The sequence below is a fragment of the Nostoc sp. DedQUE09 genome (assembly GCF_034530915.1).
In the GTDB taxonomy this organism is placed as follows: domain Bacteria; phylum Cyanobacteriota; class Cyanobacteriia; order Cyanobacteriales; family Nostocaceae; genus Nostoc.
Map to the genome: position 1 here is coordinate 139,546 of NZ_JAVRCE010000002.1, position 25,278 is coordinate 164,823.

The following is a 25,278-nucleotide window of genomic DNA, read 5'->3' on the forward strand; positions in this document are numbered from 1 at the left end:
GGTAGGAGTAGGATTAATGAATAGTTATGACTCAATACAAGCGATCGCAATTATTGGCATATCAGGACGTTTCCCCGGCGCTAATGATATTAAAGCTTTTTGGGAAAATTTAAGTTCTGGAGTAGAATCAATATCTACTTTTACAGATGTCGAATTAATTGACGCTGGAATTGATCCAGAATTACTGCATAATCCTAGTTATGTGAAAAGCCTTGCTATATTAAAAAATATAGATCTATTTGATGCTTCATTCTTCGGCTTTAATCCTAGAGAAGCAGAAATTACAGATCCCCAGCATCGTTTATTTTTGGAGTGTGCATGGGAGGCATTAGAAAATGCTGGCTATGATTCCCAACGTTGTGAAAGTCGGGTTGGAGTTTATGCTGGTGCTAGTGCAAATAATTATTTATCATTGGATTTAAAGAGCGATGCCTGCGGCAGGCTGCGCCAACGCAATGGATTAGCTAGCATTTTCCAAAGGGGAATTGGTAACGATAAAGATTTCCTAGCAACTCGCGTTTCCTATAAATTAAATCTTACTGGCCCAAGTCTGACAATACAAACCGCTTGTTCTACTTCCTTAGTTGCAACTTCTCTCGCTTGCCAAAGTCTATTAAATTACCAATGCGATATGGCTTTAGCAGGTGGAGTATCTATTAATATTCTCCAAAAAACTGGGTATTTGTATGAAGAAGGCGGTGTTTTATCACCTGACGGGCACTGTCGCGCCTTTGATGCCAAAGCCAAGGGAACGATTATTGGTAATGGTGTAGGAATTGTAGTTTTGAAGCGGTTATCTGAAGCGATCGCTGATGGTGATCATATCTATGCTGTGATTAAAGGTAGCGCCATCAATAACGATGGTTCTGGGAAAATCGGTTACACAGCACCCAGCGTTAACGGACAAGCAGATGTAGTCGCAGAAGCACTGGCTTTGGCTGGAGTGGAACCTGAAACCATCAGTTATATAGAAGCTCATGGTTCAGGAACTGTCTTAGGCGATCCCATTGAAATTTCTGCTTTAACTAACGTTTTTCGTGAAAGTACCGACAAAAAAGGCTTCTGTGCGATCGGTTCAGTCAAAACAAATATTGGTCATTTAGACGCAGCCGCAGGGGTTACAAGCTTAATTAAGGCAACTCTGGCTCTCAAACATCAGCAAATACCGCCCAGCTTAAACTTTGAAGAACCCAATCCTGAGATTGATTTTGCCAATAGTCCTTTTTACGTCAACACCAAGCTGAGAGAATGGAAAACTACTCATACCCCTCGCCGTGCTGGTGTGAGTTCTTTGGGTATAGGTGGAACTAATGCTCACGTAATTCTAGAAGAAGCGCCAACCCTTGCAGAATCTGGCCCTTCTCGTCCGTGGCAATTATTAGTACTTTCAGCCAAAACAGACACAGCATTAAAAAGTGCTACTGTCAATCTGATAGATTACTTAAAACAGCATCCTGATTTAAAGCTCGCAGATGTTGCTTATACATTACAGTGTGGACGACAAGCTTTTGAGCATCGGCAGACAGTTGTTTGTCAAGATATTGCAGATGCGATCGCTGCACTTGAAGATCCAAAGCGCTTACTTACCAGTGTTCAAGAAACTGAAGAACGTCCTCTAGCCTTCATGTTTCCAGGGCTTGGTACTCAATATGTCAACATGGCTGGTGAACTTTACCACGTTGAACCGACATTTCGGCAACAAATTGACTACTGTTGTGAATTTCTCAAACCGCTTCTTGGTCAAGATTTGCGAGATGTCATATATCCCACCAGAAACAGTGAGAATGACACTCAGCAAAAACAAAACACTGTTGCTGCTGGGTTAGATTTGCGAAAAATGTTAGGTCGTGGGGCAGAACAAGCAGATGTAGCTACTGAAAAGCTCAATCAAACTTATCTCACTCAGCCAGCTATTTTTGTGATTGAGTACGCCTTGGCTCAGTTGTGGATGTCATGGGGAATTCGTCCGGCGGCAATGATTGGCTACAGCATTGGTGAATATGTCGCGGCTACGCTAGCAGGGGTATTGTCTATTGAAGACGCTCTGACTCTCGTCGCCAAAAGAGCGCAAATGATTCAGGAATTACCAATTGGGGCAATGTTGGCTGTCCCCCTTTCAGAAGAAGAGGTGCGTCCGCTATTAAATGAGAATCTTTCATTGTCAGCAATCAACGGTTCGCAACAGTGCGTGATTGCTGGCGTCATAGACGCTGTGGATGAATTAGAAAGCAAGTTAACTCAAAGGGGATTAGCCTGTCGGCGTTTGCAAACTTCCCATGCCTTTCATTCAAAAATGATGGATGCGATCGCACAACCCTTCACTGACTTGGTAAAAACTGTCAGCCTCCAGCCACCCAAAATTCCATATTTATCTAATGTCACGGGAACTTGGATTACAGCAGCCGAAGCTACAAATCCCACATACTGGACAAGGCATCTATGCGAAACTGTGCGTTTTGCAGATGGAGTTCAACAATTGTGGAAAAAACAAAATCCGATTCTGTTAGAGGTGGGATCGGGACAGACATTGAGCAGTTTAGCTTTACAGTGTTTGGATAACGGCTCCTCTACAGATCGAGTTGTACTACCCTCACTCCGGCATTCCTACGAGCGACAGTCAGATTTGGCTTTCTTGCTTAAGACATTAGGTCAGTTGTGGCTCTCAGGAGTCCAAATTGATTGGTCAGGCTTTTATGCTGCGGAGCGCCGTCACCGCCTTCCCTTACCAACTTATCCCTTTGAGCGCCAACGTTACTGGATTGAACCACAAAAACCATCACCCTCACCCAGACAATTCCACCCAAAACCAACAGCATCAGAGCTTTGGAAATCTCTGGTAGACGCTGCTCAGATGCAAGCGATTCAAGGCAGCTTAGAATTTGACGATCAAGCTTATCGAGCCAACGAACAATGGTTAGATCGTTTATGTACTGCTTACATGAGCCTTGCCCTGAAGCATTTAGGTGCATTTAGCGATCTAGCCAAAAAGTATTCTATTGAGGAATTATTTGAGCAATGTTCTATCATTCCTAAATACCGTGAATTGTTGTGTAGATGGCTGGAAGTACTGGTAGAGGAAGGTCAGTTACAGCAAGAGGAAGGCCTATTTACAAACTTTTTGCCATCGTCAACAGACGAGATCGACACTCTTCTAGAAGAAGTCAGAGTCAGATGGGCAGATACACCTCAAAATATAAACCTGATCCAGCTCTTTGGTGAAAATCTGGTAGCTGTGCTGACTGGTCAAAAAGAACCGTTGGAATTGTCTGTTGCTACATTAGTCCAGCAAGGAGAAATTTCTCGACAATACTTACCCTCTGAGGTTTACTTCAGAGGCATTATGCGGGCAATGGTGGAAAAGCTGGCAATGACTTTACCACCAGACGTAAACCTCAGAATTTTAGAAATCGGTGGTGGAACTGGGATTGCTACGGCGGAATTACTACCTGTGTTCTCATCCCAGCCAACAAACTATACTTTTACCGATGTGGGCGGTTTTTTTGTCAAAGAAGCCAAAAATAAGTTTAGTGCCTATCCTTTTGTCCAATATCGCTTACTGGACATTGAGCGATCGCCGCAAAAGCAAGGGTACAATAGCCACAGTTTTGACGTAGTGGTAGCTGTCAATGTATTGCACACAATCCGCAACATCAAAGAAACTCTTCAGTATGTTCACTCTTTATTAGCTCCAGGAGGCTTCTTACTGCTCTGGGAGATCACTCAACCTAAACGAGAGTTTGACATGATTGATGGTCTGCTTATGAATCCCATAGAAGATGAAAAAGGCAGCCGCAATATGGGTAATCCATTTTTATCAAAACAGCAGTGGCAGGAAGCATTAAATTCCTGTGGTTTTGTTGAGGTGGCGGCTTTATCTGAATTTGAAGCCTTTGGGGAACATGTCTTTATTGCTCAGGCTTCTTGGTCAGCAGCATTATCAGCACCAGCAGCATTTACAGCTTTAGTCGATCAAAAAGATGTTGACAAGATGCCTCAAGTCTTGTCAGATAAAAAGCGGGACATTGCTGACTGGTTTTATATTCCATCCTGGAAACGCTCAATGCCGCCCCAGCCTTTGAAATTGACTCAGGAAAGTTGTTGGTTAGTCTTTATCGATGAATGCGGCTTGGGTTCCCAAGTAGTGAAGCGACTCAAACTTGAGAACCAGAATGTTATTACTGTCAAGATGGGAGAGCAATTTCATCGTGAGAACAAATCTTCTATAGATGGACTCGATCAACACGTATACACGATCAACCCTCGACAAAGGGATGACTATTACACCCTGCTTAAAGAACTTTGCAACCTGGACTTGACTCCAAAAACAATTGTTTATTTATGGAGCGTGACACCGCCGGAACGCACAGAATTAGGACTTGAATCGTTAGACTCTCAAGATTTAGACTTTTACAGTCTGCTGTTTCTAGCTCAGGCAATTGGAGAACAAAATCTTGCAGATTCCCTTGAAATTGGCATTGTTTCAAATAATATGCAGGAATTAACAGGCGAAGAGGTGCTGTCTCCAGACAAAGCACTAATTCTTGGGTCCTGTAAAACTATTCCGCTAGAGTACCCAAATATAAACTGTCGTAGTATTGATGTTGTTATTCCCGAACTAGAAAGTTGGCAAGGGAATAAACTAGTAGACCAGTTACTGACAGAACTCACTACTGAATCATCCGATCAGATTATCGCCTACCGTGGCAATCATCGGTGGGTACAGACTTTTGAACCAGTCCGACTGCATGAAACTGTTGAAGGAAAACCACGCTTAAGGGAAGGGGGAGTCTATCTGATTACAGGTGGATTAGGAGGCGTTGGTCTAGTGCTGGCTGAATATCTGGCACAGACCGTAAAAGCAAAACTGGTACTGACTGGGCGTTCAGCTTTTCCCGATCGCAACGAATGGTTACAATGGCTATCCACTCATGATGAATCCGACAGCATCAGCTGTAAAATCCGAAAATTACAAGCGATCGAGGCGTTGGGTGCAGAGGTATTGGTAGTCAGCGCCGATGTTACCAAGCTTGAACAAATGTCAGCAGCGATCGCTCAGGCAAATAATCGATTTAGTCAGATTCATGGCGTGATTCATGCCGCATTAGTTCTAGAGGGAGGTCTTATTCAACTAAAAACAAAACAAGCAGCAGCCAGTGGTCTTGCGCCGAAAGTAAAAGGAACACGAATCCTTGATATTCTCTTTAAAAATGCCAAACTAGATTTCTTCGTACTTTGTTCATCAAGTAGTGTATTTAAACCTGTAGTGGGTATGGTAGACTACATTGCTGCAAATGCCTTTATTGACACGTTTGCTCATTACAGTGTCTCTAAACATGGCAGATTTACCAGAGCCATTAACTGGGATAGATGGAGCGATATAGGGAGAGCAGTAGGTGTTGACTTACTATATAAAGCGAAAACAGGAGAAGAAATTGCGCCAGGAATGACATCAGAAGAAGGCATTGAGGCATTTAGACGGATTCTGTTCAGTAGCACAGTGCCTCAAATAGTTGTATCAACGCAGGATTTACTAACTGAGGTTGAGCAGAAATTTTCCTTAGAAGTCCTAGAGAAGGCCAACATATCTAAATCGGTATACCAAAGACCCCAACTGAAAAATGCTTATGTTGCTCCTACCAATGAGAGCGAGTCTAGGATTGCTGATATCTATCAAGAATTACTAGGGATTGAGCAGGTAGGCATTCATGACAACTTCTTTGAGTTAGGAGGAGACTCCTTAATAGGAACTGTACTAATTTCTCAGCTTCGTAAAAACTTCCAGGTAGAACTATCTGTTCGTTCCCTCTTTGAAGCACCTTCTGTATCTGAATTGGCTGTAGTTATTGAAGAAACCATCATAGAGGAATTAGAAAAATTATCTGAAGCTTAAGCTAATTTTAATTTTGAAAAGCTTAACGTAAAACCAGAAAAAATATTCGCTTTCAGGATTATTTATGAACATTCAAACAGTAGGCGTAGTTGGAGCAGGAGTTATGGGAGTAGGGGTTGCACAAAACCTCGCTCAAACAGGTCATCAAGTCATTTTAGTAGATATTTCTGAAGATATCCTGGACAAGGCTAAACATGAAATCAGGAATAATATCCGCTTTCAGGGTTTTTTCAAAAAAAGTGACACTACAGAAACTCCAGATAGTGTCCTTAACCGAATTGAGTTTTCGACAAACTATAAATTTCTAGAAAAAGCAGATTTTGTAGTTGAAAATGTCACCGAAAAGTGGGATATTAAAAAGCAGGTGTACTCACTGCTAGATTCTATTTGTCCAGCAGATAGTGTATTCGCGGCTAACACATCAGCAATTCCCATCACCCGTATTGCTTCAGTCACTAAACGTGCCGATAGAGTTATCGGTATGCATTTTATGAATCCTGTCCCCATGAAGTCAATGGTGGAGATGATTCGCGGTTTTCATACTTCTGAGCAAACAATTGAAATAGGCAAAAAATTTCTGGCTCAGATTGGAAAAGAATGCATAATCGTCAATGATTCACCGGGTTTTGTTTCTAATCGCGTGTTGATGTTAACCATTAATGAAGCTGTTTTTCTGTTGCAAGACCAAGTTTCTACAGCAGAAGATATAGACAAAATATTTAAAACTTGCTTCGGGCACAAAATGGGGCCTTTAGAAACAGCAGATTTGATTGGATTAGATACCATTTTATTTTCCATTGAAGTTTTGTATGAAAGCTTTAATGATAGTAAGTACAGACCATGTACTTTACTGAAGAAAATGGTAGATGCCGGATTGCATGGTAGAAAAAGTGGGAAAGGATTTTACGTTTATCAATAAATAGGATTTGTGCAAAAATGAACGAAATAAAAACTAAAACTAAAGCATTCTTGTCACGATTTTTCGGTAATCATGACTTACAGCCAGACGAAGACATTTTTGCACTAGGTTTTGTAAATTCTATGTTTGCTATGCAACTTGTTTTGTTTGTAGAACAAGAGTTTCAAATTACTATTGAGAATGAAGACTTAGAGTTTGAAAATTTTAGAACTATCAATTCTATTAGTAACTTAGTTGAACGAAAAAATACTGTATTAGCGCCGAGATGAAACTAGAATTATCTGCTCAACAAAAAAATTATCAAGCTGAATTTAGAACATTTGTCAATGAGGAAATATATCCTCATGCGAGTGAATGCGATCGCAATGAATTTACCCCGCCAGAAATCATTAAAAAATTAGCTGAACATGGCTTTTTAGGTGCCATATTACCCAAAGCATTTGGTGGTCAAGCAATGGACATGATCACCTATGGCATTCTCAACGAAGAAATTGGCCGGGGATGTTCTTCTGTACGGAGTTTGCTGACAGTTCATAACATGGTTGCTCATGCTTTATGTAAATGGGGTAGTAAGTCTCAAAAAGAATATTGGCTTCCCAAGTTAGCATCTGGTGAAATCATAGCCGCTTTTGCATTAAGTGAACCGAGTGTAGGTAGCGATGCTAAAAGTGTAGAAACAACAGCTAACCATACTGGAGATACTTATATCTTAAACGGGCAAAAGAAATGGATTACCTATGGACAAATAGCAGATGTATTCTTGGTATTTGCCAAATGTGAAGATAAGCCCACCGCCTTTTTAGTTGAAAAAAATAGCCCAGGATTTTCAGTTAAACCAATGTCTGGCATTTTAGGTGTTAGAGCTTCAATGTCAGCAGAATTGCAGTTTAATAATTGTCAAATTCCTCAAGAAAATTTAGTAGGAAAATTAGGCTTTGGATTTTCTTACGTTGCTGCTACTGCGCTTGATTACGGTAGATATAGCGTCGCCTGGGGTTGTGTCGGTATTACCCAAGCTTGTCTAGAAGCTTGTATTAAGTATACAAGCGAGCGAAAACAGTTTGGTGTTTATCTCAAAGAGCATCAATTAATTCGGCAAATGATTACTCAGATGATAGCCAATGTGAAAGCAGCAAGATTGCTATGTTATCAAGCTGGTTATCTCAAAGATATTAACGATCCCAACTCTATTATAGAAACTTCAATTGCTAAATACTTTGCTTCCATAACAGCTACAAAAGTAGCAAATGATGCTGTTCAAATTCATGGTGGTAATGGGTGTAGTAGTGACTACCCGGTTGAAAGGTATCTACGAGATTCTAAAATTATGGAAATAATCGAAGGTAGCACTCAAATTCAAGAAATTACTATCGCTGATTCGGGTTATCAAGAGTATTTTTTCTCAACTGTACCTAATGTTATGGTCAAGAAATTGGCAGAGAGGATTTAAAATATGATTAGTAGTACAAGCCAACTTACAAATCTCCAACAAGAAGATAAAAAAATTATCAAATGTGTAGTTTGGGATCTAGATAATACATTATGGGATGGAGTTTTATTGGAGGATGATAAAGTTTGTTTGCGAGAAGGGATAGCAAATATTATTCATAGTTTGGATAGTCGCGGTATTTTACAATCTATCGCCAGTAAAAATGACGAGTTTACAGCTATAGCTAAACTAAAAGAATTGGGTTTAAAAGAGTATTTTTTATATCCCCAGATTAATTGGAATTCTAAAGTTAGTTCTTTGCAAGAAATTGCTAAGTCACTTAATATTGGTATTAATGCGATCGCCTTTATTGACGATCAGAGATTTGAACTAGAAGAAGTCGAGTTTTCTTTGCCAGATATTCTTTGTATCAACGCAGATAAAATAGCACATATTTTAGATATGCCAGTGATGAATCCCCGTTTTATTACGGAAGATTCTAGCATGAGAAGGTTGATGTATATTAGCGATATCAATCGCCAGCAAGCAGAAAAAGACTTTGTAGGAACTACAGAAGAATTTTTAGCTACTCTCAATATGAATTTCACTATATCTTCTGCAAAAGAAGAGGATTTGCAGCGAGCAGAAGAATTAACTCTCCGAACTAATCAATTAAACACAACTGGTTATACCTACTCTTATGACGAACTAAGTCATTTTTGTCAGTCGGAAAACCACAAACTGCTAATTGCAAGTCTAGAAGATAAGTATGGAAGCTATGGTCAAATAGGACTAGTTCTGATCGAGCGCCAAACAAACCTATGGACAATAAAACTCTTGCTGATGTCTTGTCGCGTCATGTCTAGAGGAGTTGGCACAATCATGTTGAACTATGTTATGAGTCTAGCGCAAAACAACAATGTCCGCCTTCTAGCAGAGTTTGTGCCAAATAATCGCAATCGGATGATGTACATTGCTTATAAATTTGCAAATTTTAAGGAAATTGAAAAAAGTGATAATTTAGTAATTTTTGAAAACGATTTAACTCGAATTCAATCAGTACCTTTATATGTGAAATTTCAGGCAATTGATTAAGTAAGTTATTTCTAAAAATTTTTAATTTCAATTTTTATGAATATCAAAAAAGATGATATATCTAAACGGCGTTCTCAACTGTCACCAGCTAAACAAGCAATTTTAGAAAAGCGTTTACGGGGTGAATCTGATACTCCACAAATAGTTATTCCTCAACGTTCTCAACAAAGTCCTGTTCCTCTCTCCTTTGCCCAACAAAGGTTATGGCTTTTCCAGCAGCTAGAACCCGAAAGTTCTGCTTATAACGAATTAGTAAATATACACCTAAAAGGTGTGTTGAATTTGGTGGCACTCAGGAAGAGTCTCAATGAGATTGTTAAACGGCATGAATCTCTGCGTACCACCTTTGAGTTGTGCGAGGGGCAACCAGTTCAAGTGATTAATTCGATGACTGTAGCCCTGCCAGTGGTGAACTTAAGCGAACTACCGACAGCATTGCAATCATCTGAAGTTGAAAGATTGACTGCTGATATAGTCAAAAAACCTTTTGATTTAGCATCTGGCCCTTTACTGCGAGGGGCATTATTGCAGACAAGCGAAGAGGAACATCTACTTTTATTCGTCATCCACCATATTGTCTGTGATGGTTGGTCAGTACAAATTTTTACCCAGGAATTAACAGCATTATACGCAGCTTTTTCAGCCGGAAAACCCTCCCCACTCTCAGAATTGCCCATCCAGTATGTAGACTTTTCTATTTGGCAGCGTGAGTGGCTGCAAGGCGAGCGAGAAAAAACTCAACTTTCCTATTGGAAGCAGCAACTTGCAAATGTTCCAAGCACTTTGTCCCTTCCTACAGAACGTCCTCGATCGCCAGTACAAAGCTTTAGAGGAGCGATCGCTTCTTTTCAGCTATCAGCACCCTTGACTAGTATGCTTAAGTCTTTAAGCAACCAGCAAGGTGTCACCCTGTTTATGACCCTATTAACGGCATTTCAGGCACAATTATACCGCTATACAAACCAAGAAGACATTTGCATTGGCTCCCCAATAGCTAACCGCAACTATCCTGATATTGAAGGATTAATTGGTTTTTTTGTCAATACCCTTGTACTGCGTACTGACCTTTCTGGGAACCCAAGTTTTCTAGAATTACTTGGTCGAGTGCGCGAAGTATGTGTGGGTGCTTATGCTCATAGTGATATACCTTTTGAGCGAGTAGTAGGAGAACTGCATCCTGAGCGGAATCTTAGTCATACACCCCTGTTTCAAGTCATGTTTGCTTTGCAGGAAGATAGCAAAAAAGATTTGGTACTGCCTGGTTTGACTCTGAAATGGCTTCACAACCATAGTGAAACAGCGAAGTTTGATTTAACGCTGTCTGTGGTGGATGCCAAGTCAGAACTTTGGGGGTTTTGGGAGTATAATACCGACCTGTTTGATGCTGCCACTATTGACCGCATGAGCGGGCATTTTACTAATTTGCTAGAAGGTATTGTTACCAATCCAGATCAGCGCTTATCAGATTTGCCATTGTTGACAATTGCAGAGCAGCAGACTCTATTAGTTAAATGGAATGATACCGCCACAAATTACTCTGAAGATAAATGCATTCATGAATTGTTTGAAGCGCAGGTAGAAAGAACACCGAACGACGTAGCGGTGGTTTTTGAAGATGAGCAATTGACCTATTCTGAACTTAACAAGAGAGCCAATCAGCTAGCCCACTACTTACGCACTTTGGGAGTAAAACCAGAGGTATTGGTGGGGATTTGCATAGAGCGATCGCTTTCGATGGTCATTGGACTGTTAGCCATCCTGAAAGCTGGTGGCGCATACATACCATTAGATCCAAGCTACCCCCAAGAACGCTTGGCTTTCATGTTACAAGACTCTCAACCAAAAGTCTTGTTAACACAACAGCAACTAGTAGAAAATTTACCAACTCACACAGCTAAAGTAGTTTGCTTAGACAGCAACTGGGAAATCATCACCCAACACAGTAAAGAAAATCCAGTTTGTAATCTCACCTTAGATAACCTACCTTACGTCATCTACACCTCCGGCTCTACAGGTCAACCCAAGGGGGCGATGAATAGTCACAGGGGAATCTGCAATCGCCTACTGTGGATGCAATCCACATACCAATTAACAGCAAGCGATCGGGTTTTACAGAAAACACCATTCAGCTTTGATGTTTCAGTCTGGGAATTTTTCTGGCCATTAATTATCGGTGCGCGTTTAGTAGTCGCGCAACCAGAGGGACATCGAGACACCAACTACTTAGTGAATGTAATTAGAGAACAACAAATATCCACTATCCATTTTGTGCCTTCGATGCTTTCAGTGTTCCTAGAAGCAAAAGGATTGGAAAATTGTCAATGTCTCAAGCGGGTGATAGTCAGTGGCGAAGCCTTACCTCTTCAACTTCAACAACGCTTCTTTCATCGACTTGATGCCCAACTGCACAATCTCTATGGGCCCACGGAAGCCGCCGTTGATGTCACCTTTTGGGCGTGCAGGCAGCAAAGCAGTCTGGAAGACAATAATATCAGCCAGCAAAAGACAGTTCCCATTGGTCGCCCAATTGATAATATCCAGATTTATCTGTTGGATAAGCATCTTAACCCTGTGGCTGTAGGCGTCACAGGAGAATTATATATCGGTGGTGTGGGAGTAGGTCGGGGGTATTTAAACCGCCCGCAATTGACTGCTGAGAAATTTATCCCTAACCCCTTCCAAACAGGCAGGGGAGCAGGGGAGCAGGGGAGCAGGGGAGGGAAAGAAGACCAATCCTCAAATTCCGAACGTTTGTATAAAACTGGCGATTTAGCCCGCTATTTACCCAATGGAGAAATTGAGTATATTGGTCGGATTGATTACCAGGTGAAGATTCGTGGCTTCCGCATTGAACTTGGAGAAATTGAAGCAGTCATTAGCCAACATCCAGCAGTGCGCGAAACTGTAGTTGTAGCAGATGCTCAACGAATAGTCGCCTATGTCGTCCCACACGCAGAAGAAACACTGACGATTTCTCAATTGCGTAACTCCCTGGAGTCAAAGTTACCAAACTACATGGTTCCAGCAGCTTTTGTGATCTTAGATCAACTCCCTCTGACTCCTAATGGTAAGGTTGATCGTAAGTCATTGCCAGAGCCTGACCGTATCCGCCCAGAATTTGAAGAAAGCTATATTGCACCTCAGACAACTGTTGAAAAACAATTGGCTGCGATCTGGGCGCAAGTACTTGGCTTAGAAAAGGTAGGTATAAATGACAAATTCTTTGAATTGGGTGGAGATTCTATCCTCAGTCTTCAAGTCATATCCAAAGCAAACCTTGCAGGACTAAAGCTCACACCCAAACAATTGTTCCAGCACCAAACCATTGCCCAACTAGCAACAGTTGCTAGCACCAACATCTCAATTTCAGCCGAACAAGGTTTAGTAACTGGCTCATTCCCTTTAACACCCATCCAGCGCTGGTTCTTTGAGGAAAATTTTTCCAATTATCATCACTACAATCAGGCTATTCTACTAGAGGTACAACAAGCACTCAATCCAGTACTTCTGGAGCAAGTAATACATTATTTGCTACAACACCACGATATGTTGCGATCGCAATTTATCCAACAATCATCAAAATGGCAGGCAAAGATTACGGAATTTGAGCAGGTAGCACCAATTACAGTCATCGATTTATCGACATTACCTCCAGAAAGCCAAAGTGCCGCCATTACTGCAACTTGCAGTGAACTCCAAGCCAGCCTTAACCTATTTTCTGGACAATTATTACGAGTCGCTTTATTTAATCTTGGTGTCAATCAGCACAGCCGCCTGTTTATCGTGATTCATCACCTGGTTGTAGATGGAGTCTCTTGGCGGATTTTATTGGAAGACTTGCAGACAGCTTATGCACAGCTAACTCGGGGTGAGGATATCAAATTATCACCAAAAACTACTTCTTTCAAACAATGGGCTGACCAACTGCAACAATATGCTCAATCAGCAGCAGTACAAGCAGAAATGGATTATTGGTTGCAAATACTGCGTCAACCCTGTTCCTCCCTACCTCTAGATTATCCAGGTGGAGATAATACAATCAGTTCTGTTGCGAATGTCACAGTTACCTTGAGTGCCCAAGAAACCCAAGCCCTGTTGCAAGATGTACCAGCCGCTTACCGGACTCAAATAAATGATGTGTTGCTTGTAGCATTCATACAAGCTTTTGCCAAATGGACTAGACAAACCACACTGTTATTGGACTTGGAGGGACATGGCAGGGAAGAAATCTTAACAGATGCAGACATCTCGCGGACAATAGGTTGGTTTACCAGTGTATTTCCGATTGTATTGAGTGTAGAAGAGACTAACAACCTTGGAGAATCGCTAAAGATAGTAAAAGAGCAACTGCGACAGATACCAAATCGGGGTATCGGCTACGGAGTGCTGTACTACCTCAATGAAGATAGGAGAATGGCTGAGGCATTGCGTTCTCTGCCCAAAGCAGAAGTGATTTTTAATTACCTGGGTCAACTAGACCAAGTATTAAATACATCTTCAATGTTTAAATTTGCTAGTGAATCTGAGGGTAGTAACCAAAGCGATCGCAATCATCGGTCATACTTGCTAGAAATTGACGGCAGTATTATTTCAGGTCAGCTGAAATTGCAGTGGCGTTACAGTCAGAACTTGCATAAACAATCTACAGTGGAAACTCTAGCACAGAGGTTTATCGAGGCATTGCGCTCTATAATCGCCCACTGTCAATCTCCCGAAGGAGTTGGTTTTACGCCTTCTGACTTCCCTTTGGTGCAGTTAAACCAAATGGAACTCGATTTAGCTTTGCAACAAATTTCATTTTAAGGGAGAGAAACAAGATGAGCTTAAAAAATATTGAAGATGCTTATCCCTTATCTCCAATGCAACAGGGGATGCTGTTCCACAGTATTTATGCTCCCAACTCTGATGTTTACGTAGAACAGAGATGCTTTGAGTTACATGGAGCATTAAACATTACTGCCTTTAGTCAAGCTTGGCAGCAAGTGATAACTCGTCATCCCGTGTTAAGAACCGCCTATGTGTGGGAAAACTTAGAAAAACCTCTTCAGGTAGTCTGTCGGGAGGTCAAATTCCCTTGGCAACAGCTAGATTGGCGGGAAATATCTCGAACTGAGCAACAACAACGCTTAGAAACCCTTTTGCAAGCAGAGCGCCAACATGGTTTCTTATTCTCTCAAGCCCCACTGATGCGCTTCACACTAATTCGCTTGGCAGAGCAAGTTTATCAGTTCTGTTGGAGCCACCACCATCTCTTACTTGACGGATGGTCGGGGTCTAATGTATACGAAGAAGTTATTGCTTACTACAGAGCTTTTTGTGAAGGTGAAAATCTTTACTTACCTGTACCCCGTCCCTATCGGGATTATATCGCTTGGTTGCAACAGCAGGATATTTCTCAAGCGGAAGCTTTTTGGCGAAAGACACTTTCAGGTTTGACATCTCCCACTCAACTGGGGATTAATCCACTGATTGGATACCAACCCAATCAAGAACAGGATTATAAGGCACAAGAATTGAAATTGTCTCCTACGACAACTGCTGCTCTTAATTTTTTTGTCAAACAGTATCAACTCACACTTAATACCTTAGTGCAGGCAGCTTGGGCACTGCTACTGAGCCGTTACAGCGGTGAAGAAGATATACTTTTTGGAGCTACAGTTTCTGGCCGTCCTCCTGCCTTAGCCAATGCAGAATCTATGATTGGGCTATTTATCAACACTTTGCCAGTCAGGGTGCAAGTAAGTCCCAAGCAAGAATTGCTCTCTTGGCTGCAACAACTGTTTGCTCAACAAGTTGAGGCGCGTCAGTATGAGTACGCGCCGTTAGTGGATATACAAAAGTGGAGCGAGATTTCGTCTAATCTGTCCTTATTTGACAGTATTGTGGTGTTTGAAAATTACCCTCTAGATGAAACATTGGCACAGCCGGATTTAAACTTCAAAATTCAAAATATACAGGTATTTGAAAAAACTAATTATCCGATAACTCTAAGTGTTATTCCAGGCAGAGAGTTGTTATTTAAAATTGCCTATCAAGAGAACGATCGCTTTGATGCTTTCAGCATCAACCAGATGTTGGGACACCTGCAAACACTGCTGGAAGGCATGGTTGCTAATCCCTATCAGCGCTTAGAAAAATTATCACTGTTAACCTCAGCAGAACAACAGCAATTAGGAGAGTGGAATAATACACAAACCGAATATCCGCAAGAAAGATGCATCCACGAGTTGTTTGAGGCACAAGTAAAAGAAACACCTGATGCAGTAGCAGTAGTATTTGAGAATGAGCAGTTAACTTATTGTGAACTCAACAAGAGAGCCAACCAGCTAGCCCACTACTTACGCACTTTGGGAGTAAAACCAGAGGTATTGGTGGGGATTTGCATAGAGCGATCGCTTTCGATGCTCATTGGACTATTAGCGATCCTCAAAGCTGGTGGTGCATACATCCCACTAGATCCAGCATATCCCAAAGAACGATTAGCTTTCATTCTAGAAGACGCTCAAGTGCCGTTATTGCTGACTCAAGCTTCGCTCTTGTCAGCAATGCCCCAACACCAAGCTCAAGTCATTTGCTTGGATACTGATTGGCAAGCAAATAGCTACAAAACAGCTTTAGCGATCGCCCAACAAAGCCAAGAAAATTTATTCTGTGAGCTAACTCCTGAAAACCTAGCTTACATCATTTATACCTCCGGTTCCACAGGCAAACCAAAAGGCGTACAAATTCCCCACAGCGCTTTGAGCAACTTCTTGTTTGCGATGAAGCAAAAGCCAGGGTTAACCGGGGAAGACACTTTACTAGCAGTCACTACTTATTCATTCGATATTGCCGCATTAGAACTATTCCTGCCAATCATAGTCGGTGGTCGGTTAGTAATTGTCAGTCGGGAAGTGGCCTCAGACGGAATGCAGTTGTCAGCAACACTGGCTAATTCAAAAGCTACAGTTATGCAAGCCACACCAGCGACATGGCAGTTACTTCTAGTTACAGGCTGGGGTGGCAATGATCAATTAAAAATCCTCTGTGGTGGCGAAGCCTTACCTGTACATATAGCCAATCAATTACGGCAACGATGTCACTCTCTATGGAATATGTATGGTCCCACCGAAACCACCATTTGGTCAGCAGTGTCTCAAATAGAAACTGATCGCAAAGTTGTACCCATTGGTCATGCGATCGCTAACACGCAATTTTACATTTTAGACCAATACAGCCGATTAGTTCCTGTAGGTGTAGCAGGGGAATTGCATATAGGTGGCAAAGGATTGGCACGAGGCTATTTAAACCGCCCGGAACTGACCGCTGAGAAATTTATCCCTAACCCTTTCCAAACAAGCAGGAGAGCAGGCGAGCAGGGGAGCAGGGGAGGGAAAGAAGACCAACCCTCAAATTCCGAACGTTTGTATAAAACTGGCGATTTAGCCCGCTATTTACCCAATGGAGAAATTGAGTATATTGGTCGGATTGATTACCAGGTGAAGATTCGTGGCTTCCGCATTGAACTTGGAGAAATTGAAGCAGTCATTAGCCAACATCCAGCAGTGCGCGAAACTGTAGTTGTAGCAGATGCTCAACGAATAGTCGCCTATGTCGTCCCACACGCAGAAGAAACACTGACGATTTCTCAATTGCGTAACTCCCTGGAGTCAAAGTTACCAAACTACATGGTTCCAGCAGCTTTTGTGATCTTAGATCAACTCCCTCTGACTCCTAATGGTAAGGTTGATCGTAAGTCATTGCCCGTGATTGGTCTGACACAGCTAGTACCTGAATCATCTTTTGTACCTCCTTCCACACCAATTGAGCAGATGCTAGTTAGTATTTGGCTTCGGGTACTTGGTATTGAGAAAATTAGCATTGATGATAACTTCTTTGAAGTGGGCGGACACTCCCTATTAGCAACCCGTCTAATTTCCCAGATCCGGCAGGTTTTTCAGGTAGAGCTTCCTTTACATTGCGTATTTGAAAAACCAACAATAGCTGGGCTGGCTAAAGACATTGAAAAAGCCACCAAGATAGGCTTAGGAATTGATACACCAGACATTGAGCGAATTTCACGTTCGCAAGAGTTACCCCTGTCTTTTGCCCAGCAGCGGTTATGGTTTCTTGCCAAGCTAGATCCAAACAGTTGCTTTTACAATATTCCTGCTGCTGTTCGGCTACAGGGGCAATTGAACATCAAAGCACTACAACAAAGTTTCAACGAAATTCTCTGTCGTCATGAAGCTTTGCGAGCGAACTTTCAGACAATCAAAGGGCAACCTGTAGCAATCATCTCATCGGTAACGTCGCTACCATTGTCCGTATTTGACATCAGTGAATTACCTGCAAATCAACAAGAAGCTCAAGTCAAACAGCAAGCATTAGCAGAAGCACAACAACCCTTTGACCTGAAAAGCGACCTCCTGCTGCGGGTGAAACTACTACGGCTAAGTGAACAAGAGCATGTAGTGTTATTCACGATGCACCACATTGTCTCTGACGGTTGGTCGATAGGTGTGCTGGTGCGTGAATTGGTAGCACTTTATCAAGCCTTCTGTGATGAACAATTTTCTCTGCAAGACGCTACGCGAACGCCCTTAGCTGAACTACCTGTTCAATATATAGACTTTGCAGCTTGGCAACGAGAATGGCTACAAAAAGAGGCGCTACAATCTCAGCTATCTTACTGGGTTCAGCAGTTACAAGGGGCACCCAGAGTACTAGAATTACCCACAGACCACCCACGTCCCCCCGTTCAGACCTTCCGGGGTGCAACCTATTCATTTGAGCTATCTAATGAGTTATCCGTAGCTTTGAATAAACTCAGCCAGCAGCAAGGAACCACTTTATTTATGACCTTGCTGGCAGCTTTCCAGACTCTGTTATGGCGCTACACTAGCAGTGAAGATATTGTGGTTGGTTCACCCATCGCTAACCGCAATCGCGCAGAAGTAGAAGGGTTAATTGGACTTTTTGTCAATACTTTGGTACTGCGAACTAATTTGGCAGGTAATCCTACCTTTGAAGAAGTACTCACTCGTGTCCGGGAAGTGGCATTAGGAGCCTATGTACATCAAGACTTGCCTTTTGAACTGTTGGTAGAAGAACTACAACCACAGCGAGACTTGAGCTATGCACCACTATTTCAAGTGATGTTTGTGCTTCAAAATGCACCAATGTCAGATTTAAAGTTGCCTGGTATGACTTTAAGTACTCTGGCAATTGAGAGTGGTAGTACTAAATTTGATTTGACCCTAGAGATGGCAGAAACAACACAGGGACTATTTGCCACTTTGGAGTATAGTACCGATTTATTTGAGGAAAGCACTATTAGCCGGATGGCAGGACATTTGCAGTCCTTGCTTCAAGGTATTGTGGCAAATCCCCAACGGAGGCTTTCGGAGTTACCACTGTTAACAGAAGCTGAAAAACACCAGTTATTAGTGGAATGGAATGATACTAAGAGTGAATATCCGCAAGAAAAATGCATCCACGAATTGTTTGAGGCACAAGTAAAAGAAACACCTGATGCAGTAGCAGTAGTATTTGAAAATGAACAGTTGACCTATTCTGAACTCAACAAGAGAGCCAATCAGCTAGCCCACTACTTACGCACTTTGGGAGTAAAATCAGAAGTATTAGTAGGTATTTGTGTAGAGCGATCGCTCTCGATGGTCATCGGACTCTTAGCCATCCTCAAAGCAGGTGGCGCATATGTACCTCTTGACCCAGCCTATCCACCAGAACGTTTAGCTTTTATATTGCAGGACGCTCAGGTGTCAGTGTTATTAACGCAGCAGCACCTAAAAGAGAATTTGCCGCAACATCAGACTAATATTGTCTGTTTAGATACAGATTGGGAAATTATAGCTCAAGAAAGTCAACAAAACCCAATCAGTGAGTGTACAACTGATAACTTGGCTTATATCATCTATACATCAGGCTCAACAGGTCAACCCAAAGGGGTGTTAGTCAATCACAGGAATGTTGTTCGTTTATTGGCAGCAACTGAATCCTGGTATCACTTTAACCAACATGATGTCTGGACGTTATTCCATTCCATAGCCTTTGATTTCTCAGTTTGGGAACTTTGGGGTGCCCTACTGTATGGAGGGAAATTAGTCGTAGTCCCGTACTGGGTGAGTCGTTCACCAGAAGACTTCTACAAATTGTTGTTAACACAACAAGTGACAATACTCAACCAGACACCTTCAGCTTTCTCCCAACTCATACAAGCAGAAAAATCCTTCGGAAATACCAACAAATTAAGCCTGCGAAAAGTCATTTTCGGTGGAGAAGCATTGCAACTTGAGAGTTTAAGACCTTGGTTTGAACGTCATGGCGACCAGTTTCCCCAGTTAGTCAATATGTACGGAATTACGGAAACAACCGTGCATGTTACATATCGTCCGCTAACGATGAAAGATTTAGAAGTAACATCAGCAAGTGTGATTGGGCGTCCCATTGGTGACTTACAAGTTTACTTATTAGATAAATTTCGACAGTCAGTACCTATTGGCGTACCAGGTGAAATGTATATTGGTGGTGCTGGTGTAGTACGGGGTTATTTAAATCGACCAGAACTAACACCTCTTAGATTTATTCCCAATCCCTTTAGTAATAAACCAAATGCACGTCTTTATAAATCCGGTGATTTAGGTCGATATTTACCGAATGGAGATATTGAATATTTGGGTCGTATTGACCATCAAGTCAAAGTCCGTGGTTTCCGCATCGAACTCGGAGAAATTGAAGCACTCATTAGCCAATACCCAGCAGTTCGAGAAACTGTAGTTGTAGCAGCAGATACTCAAAGTTTAGTAGCTTATGTCGTTCCAGAAAAAGAACAAACACTGACAATTACGGAACTGCGTCACTTTTTAGGATCAAAACTACCAAACTATATGGTGCCAACAGCTTTTGTGATGTTGTCAGCACTACCACTCACGCCCAATGGTAAAATTGACCGCAAAGCTTTACCAGCATCTGATACAGCACGTCCCCAATTAGAGGCAATTTATCAGCCACCCGAAACTGATGTAGAAAAAACTATTGCCGATATTTGGCAAGAAGTACTGAATATTGAGAACGTAGGAATCTATGATAATTTCTTTGAATTAGGTGGTCATTCGCTGCTTTTGGTTCAAGTTCATAGCAAATTGCGTGAAGTAATTCAGAGTGATTTATCTATGCTCGACCTGTTTAGATATCCGACTATAAACTCTTTAGTAGATTATTTTAATCAAGTCAAAAATGGAAACCCATCTTTTCGCGTAACAAATATTGTCAGTGAAAAAATTGAAGCTGGTAAAGCTCAACAGAAAAAGCGTCTGCAAAAAATGAAATCTATTGAAAATATTTAAGGATGGATCGAATGGTCTAGTTAAAAGCATCCGAAAACCTGTACCTAAACTAGAATTATTACCTTTTCCTGACGTGAATTCGACAGATCGTGTAGTGTCCAAATTAGCTCAATTAAAAAACCTCTTCCTAGTATTTTTATGCAAAACCGTCCCTCTTTGAGTCGGAGAGGGAGCAATACGGTTCGGATAAGCATTTTGAACTCAGAATTACCTTTGGGGAAAGGTTAAAGATTAAGGGTTAAAAGTTTTTCCCCCTTTCCCTTTCCCCTTTAACCGAACCGTATTGGGAGAGGGAGAGGTTCGTGGAACTCACGCTTTCCTGAAAGTCATCTGCCAACAGAAAATTTTCATGTTTCCAACCTCTTGACAAACTGCTCATCATCTGAAAATTCACGAATCATGACGAATAAAAATATCTAAACAATCGTGATATTCAGAGATTGTTTGCTCGGCACTCTTTGTGAAGAAAAGCTGATAAATACTTGCAATTAATTATCGATTAGTTGTAATATTTCTTTTCAACTTGATAGTAATTTATCTCAATAATTCAGCTATTTGCTGCCTTATTGACGTTATTTTCAGTCAGATGATGGTGACGGGTGTGTGGAGTAGTAAATGAAGCCAAAGCAGTTATCGAAAATCTTCTTAGTAGCAAGTTCTGTTTCGTTTTGGGGTGCAATGAGCGCCACTGCTCAAGAAATACCCAGGCAAGAAGTACAAAGTAAATCTGTCGCATCGGTACTACGCAATTCCAAGTCAATTAGAGAGATTCGCCAGATTAGTGAGATAGAGCATCCCCAGACTAGTGCCCAAATGCTAGTGCAGTCGCCAGCACCCTCATCAGAAATTGTGCAGATTACGGGAGTTAAAGCTACTCCCACTGAAAAAGGTGTAGAGGTAATTTTACAGACATCCATTGGGGCGCAACTGCAAATCACAAATCGCAGTACTGGGAATAACTTTATTGCTGATATACCTAACTCACAACTCCGTTTACCCAATGGTGATGCTTTCACATTTCGTTCCGAAAAACCACTTCCGGAAATTACTGAGATCACAGTTACGAATCTCGATGCAAATACTATCCGGGTGACAGTGACAGGTGCAGCAGCATTACCAACTGTTGAATTATTTGATGATGATGCAGGTTTGGTTTTTGGGGTAGTATCTGCTGCAACTGCGATGCAGCCACCGGAGAAGCCGACGACTGAGACGAAACCGGAGGAACCCACAGCGCAGCAGGAACCCACAACACAGCAGGAACCCACAGCACAGCAAGATGAACCGATTGAGTTGGTGGTGACGGGTGAACAGGATGGGTATCGCGTTCCCGATACCTCATCTGCTACGAGAACCAATACGCCGTTGCGTGATATTCCCCAGTCGATTCAGGTCATACCGCAACAGGTCATTAAAGACCAGCAAGCAACTCGCCTAACAGACGTGTTAAAAAATGCGCCGGGTGTAGTGGTAGGAAGTAGAAGCCCCCGCGATCCTCTCAATGTCATCAAAATTCGGGGCTTTGATGCTTTTGGAGAGACTCTACTCAATGGCATACAAGACCGTTCAATCAGTGAGGTCGGATTTGGCTCAAATATTGAGCGGGTTGAAGTCCTCAAAGGGCCCGCTTCGGTTCTATTCGGTCAAGGCGGACTAGGTGGCAAGGTCAACTTAGTCACGAAGCAACCATTAAGCGATCCGTTCTACTTCGTGGAAACTTCTGTTGGTAACTACAATACCTATAGCGGTGCAATTGATTTATCTGGCCCGTTGAATGATAGTAAAACAGTGTTGTATCGCCTGAATGCTTCTGCTGGAACAAACGAAAGCTTTGTTGATTTCTTTGAGCAACAGCAATATCTAATTGCACCTACTTTAAGCTGGCAAATTAGTGACAGAACAAAGCTGACTCTAGAAGCAAGCTATTCCCTTGCAGAGGGTCCCTATGATTTTGGGATACCCGCACAGGGAAGCATCCTGCCTAACCCCAATGGCAGAATTCCTCGTAATCGTTCTGTGAGTGAGCCTAATCTTAATGATGCATCTAACAGTGCATTTCGGATTGGCTATAATTTTGAACATCGCTTTAGCGATAACTGGCAAGCCCGGAGCGTTTTTCAGACTTCTTTGTTTCGCCTCAGACGAGATATTGTGTTTTCTTTCGGATTACAAGATGATTTGCGTACCTTGGAAAGAGGCGTTGAGAATTTTGACTATGATCAAAATAATTATAATCTAGACAATTATGTGGTCGCTAAGTTGACAACAGGTAGTATCAAGCATGAGCTAGTCGCTGGATTTAACCTGAGCAAAACAGACACTAATTCCGACGCTCTTTTCAATGACACTACTCCTCTCGATGTTTTCAATCCTGTGTATGGAACTGCTACAGGAGCTAGTGTTCCAGATTTTGATATCAAAAATACGGCGCAACAATTAGGTTTTTACCTTCAAGATCAAATTACCCTAACAGAAAACTTCAAAGTACTTTTGGGTGGACGCTTTGATATTGCTAATCAAGAGGCTGAGGATTTATTGAACCAGACAACCGACTTTAAGCAGACAGAAGCTTTTAGCCCTCGTCTTGGCATTGTTTACCAGCCTATTAAACCAATCTCACTCTACGCTAGCTATAGCCGTTCATTCAATCAGGCGGTAGATCTATTCGGTCCAGCTCTGCCGGAACCGCAGCGAGGAACGCAGTATGAAATCGGAGTGAAAGCAGATTTGACCGATCGATTAAGTACAACCTTGGCATTTTATGATTTGACTCGCACCAATCTCTCAGCCGACAATCCAGATCCAAATGATCCACAACGAACTATTCAAGTTGGGGAACAGCGCAGTCGTGGGATTGAGTTTGATATTTCTGGCGAAATCTCGCCAGGGTGGAACATCATTGCTGGTTATGCCTACACTGATACAGAAATCACAAGAGACAATATATTGACACAGGGTAATCAACTGAATAATGTGCCGAGACACGCGCTCAATCTATGGACAACTTACGAAATTCAATCTGGCAGTTTAAAAGGATTAGGCTTCGGTTTAGGAGCTTTTTACTACGGAGATCGGCAAGCCGACTTAGCCAACACGGTTGAGTTACCTAGTTATGTACGCACAGATGCAGCTATTTATTACAAGCGGGACAATTACCGAGCTGCGATCAATATTAAGAATTTGTTCGACACTGATTATTTTGTCTCTGCACAAAATATAAATCGGATTATACCTGGCGATCCCTTGACAATACAGGGTACAATTTCCTGGCAGTTTTGAGCAAACCCACTGGTATCCTACGCTTCTATCCGTGAGGATGAAGCGTAGATAATTCACTTTTTCTATTGTGTGAAGTAGGTGTTCGTGAAAATATCTTTACGTCACCTTACTTATTTATTATTGGCAGTTTTAACCTTTACACTCGCTTCGGCTTGTAGTTTAAATGATATTGGATTACAACGCCCATCAGGACAAAGGGGAGATTTTTACTATACAAACTCTATTTCTGAAGAACAGTTGTCTAATATTGATGATGATGTTCTCTTCTTTTTAGTTCGGGGACAGAAGGGTGCTAATGAGTTTTTAGAGAAACTCCAACAAAAACCTTTGTGGCGACAACTCAAGGTAGTTGAAAAAAATCAGATTTATTTTGTAGATCGGGGAAACTGGGGCGGTTTTGATATTTTAGCAAGAATGCAGTAATCGATGACTTATGTAAATATCTAGTCAACACACCTTGAACTCATGCCTAAATACATCATATTCGTCTGCGAATCCTACAAATTTAATATGCGTTATCCAGAACCCTTGTAGAGACGTAGCAGTGCTACGTCTCTACATTCTTGTTCGGAGATGTCTAATGTATATACAGCGGTTCTCAGTTGAGTGAGGTACAAGAACCCCACCCCCAACCCCCTCCCCGCAAGCGAGGAGGGGAATATGATGTACCTCATGTGATTAGTAAACGCTATATATGACACACTTTTAAAGCAGAATGAGAATAGGTCTCATCACCTTGAAAAGGATCGTCCTATGTCTAAATATAATATACCTTCTTATAAGTAACGCTGATAAATATCAATTTTTTCATATTTAATCACGATGGTTCCTCTGTTGCTAATGCTACTAATTGTCGTTAATATATTTGAGACTAATTAAAAAATACTTGCAATAAAAATGATAAACAAGAAGGGGAAAGGGAAAATGGATGAACACAGGTTGTCCCTCCTATTGGCTCGGTTTTCACCTTCTCTATCCTATAATAATGCAGATCATTTCCCCCACCAAGAGCGAGGTTTTTAGCTTTCCCCCCTTCCCCTTATTGATAAATTAGCTCTACAAATCACTAGTAATTAGCATTAAAGTAAAGAATCACGTTTTCTGCCAGAGGCTTCCGCGATCGCCTAGCGTCTCGTAGAGAAGAAAGAAAAGCTTTTACATAAAATTTAGGATTGTAATCTCATATCTTTAGCTGGTTATTTTAATAAAGTTAAAGTCAAAAATAACCTTTTTATACTACAAATATCGTCAAATGAAAAAGATATTCTCGTAAAAATAAACAAAAAACGTCTTCCAAAAATTAAGGATTAACTGAAAC

Annotated in this window: 9 protein-coding genes; all 9 read left to right on the plus strand. The window is 41.7% G+C overall.

All coding sequences use genetic code 11. The features are described from left to right. Window positions 1-16: 16 nt before the first annotated feature. Complete coding sequence (locus RMY27_RS01910; RefSeq protein ID WP_322659969.1) at window positions 17-5,890, plus strand: polyketide synthase; 5,874 nt, start codon at window positions 17-19, stop codon at window positions 5,888-5,890. A 64-nt stretch (window positions 5,891-5,954) separates the two neighbouring features. Continuing rightward, the gene (locus RMY27_RS01915; protein ID WP_322659971.1) at window positions 5,955-6,809 is read left to right on the plus strand and encodes a 3-hydroxyacyl-CoA dehydrogenase family protein; all 855 of its coding nucleotides are present in this window, start codon (window positions 5,955-5,957) and stop codon (window positions 6,807-6,809) included. A gap of 17 nt (window positions 6,810-6,826) precedes the next feature. Then, complete coding sequence (locus tag RMY27_RS01920; RefSeq protein WP_322659974.1) at window positions 6,827-7,078, plus strand: acyl carrier protein; 252 nt, start codon at window positions 6,827-6,829, stop codon at window positions 7,076-7,078. Next, window positions 7,075-8,259: an acyl-CoA dehydrogenase family protein gene (locus tag RMY27_RS01925; RefSeq protein WP_322659976.1), complete on the plus strand. Its 1,185-nt coding sequence runs from the start codon at window positions 7,075-7,077 to the stop codon at window positions 8,257-8,259. The genes RMY27_RS01920 and RMY27_RS01925 overlap by 4 nt, the downstream gene beginning before the upstream one ends. Window positions 8,260-8,262: 3 nt before the next feature. Then, window positions 8,263-9,333: an HAD-IIIC family phosphatase gene (locus tag RMY27_RS01930; protein WP_322659978.1), complete on the plus strand. Its 1,071-nt coding sequence runs from the start codon at window positions 8,263-8,265 to the stop codon at window positions 9,331-9,333. Between the two features lie 36 nt (window positions 9,334-9,369). Then, window positions 9,370-14,136 carry a non-ribosomal peptide synthetase gene (locus tag RMY27_RS01935; RefSeq protein ID WP_322659980.1) on the plus strand — a complete coding sequence of 1,589 codons (4,767 nt, stop codon included), beginning with the start codon at window positions 9,370-9,372 and terminating at the stop codon, window positions 14,134-14,136. 14 nt (window positions 14,137-14,150) lie between these two features. After that, on the plus strand, window positions 14,151-20,681 hold the full coding sequence (locus RMY27_RS01940) for a non-ribosomal peptide synthetase (RefSeq protein ID WP_322659982.1): 6,531 nt from the start codon (window positions 14,151-14,153) through the stop codon (window positions 20,679-20,681). A 615-nt stretch (window positions 20,682-21,296) separates the two neighbouring features. After that, on the plus strand, window positions 21,297-23,960 hold the full coding sequence (locus tag RMY27_RS01945) for a TonB-dependent siderophore receptor (RefSeq protein WP_322659984.1): 2,664 nt from the start codon (window positions 21,297-21,299) through the stop codon (window positions 23,958-23,960). 84 nt (window positions 23,961-24,044) lie between these two features. Beyond that, complete coding sequence (locus RMY27_RS01950; RefSeq protein ID WP_322659986.1) at window positions 24,045-24,383, plus strand: hypothetical protein; 339 nt, start codon at window positions 24,045-24,047, stop codon at window positions 24,381-24,383. The last annotated feature ends 895 nt before the right edge of the window (window positions 24,384-25,278 follow it).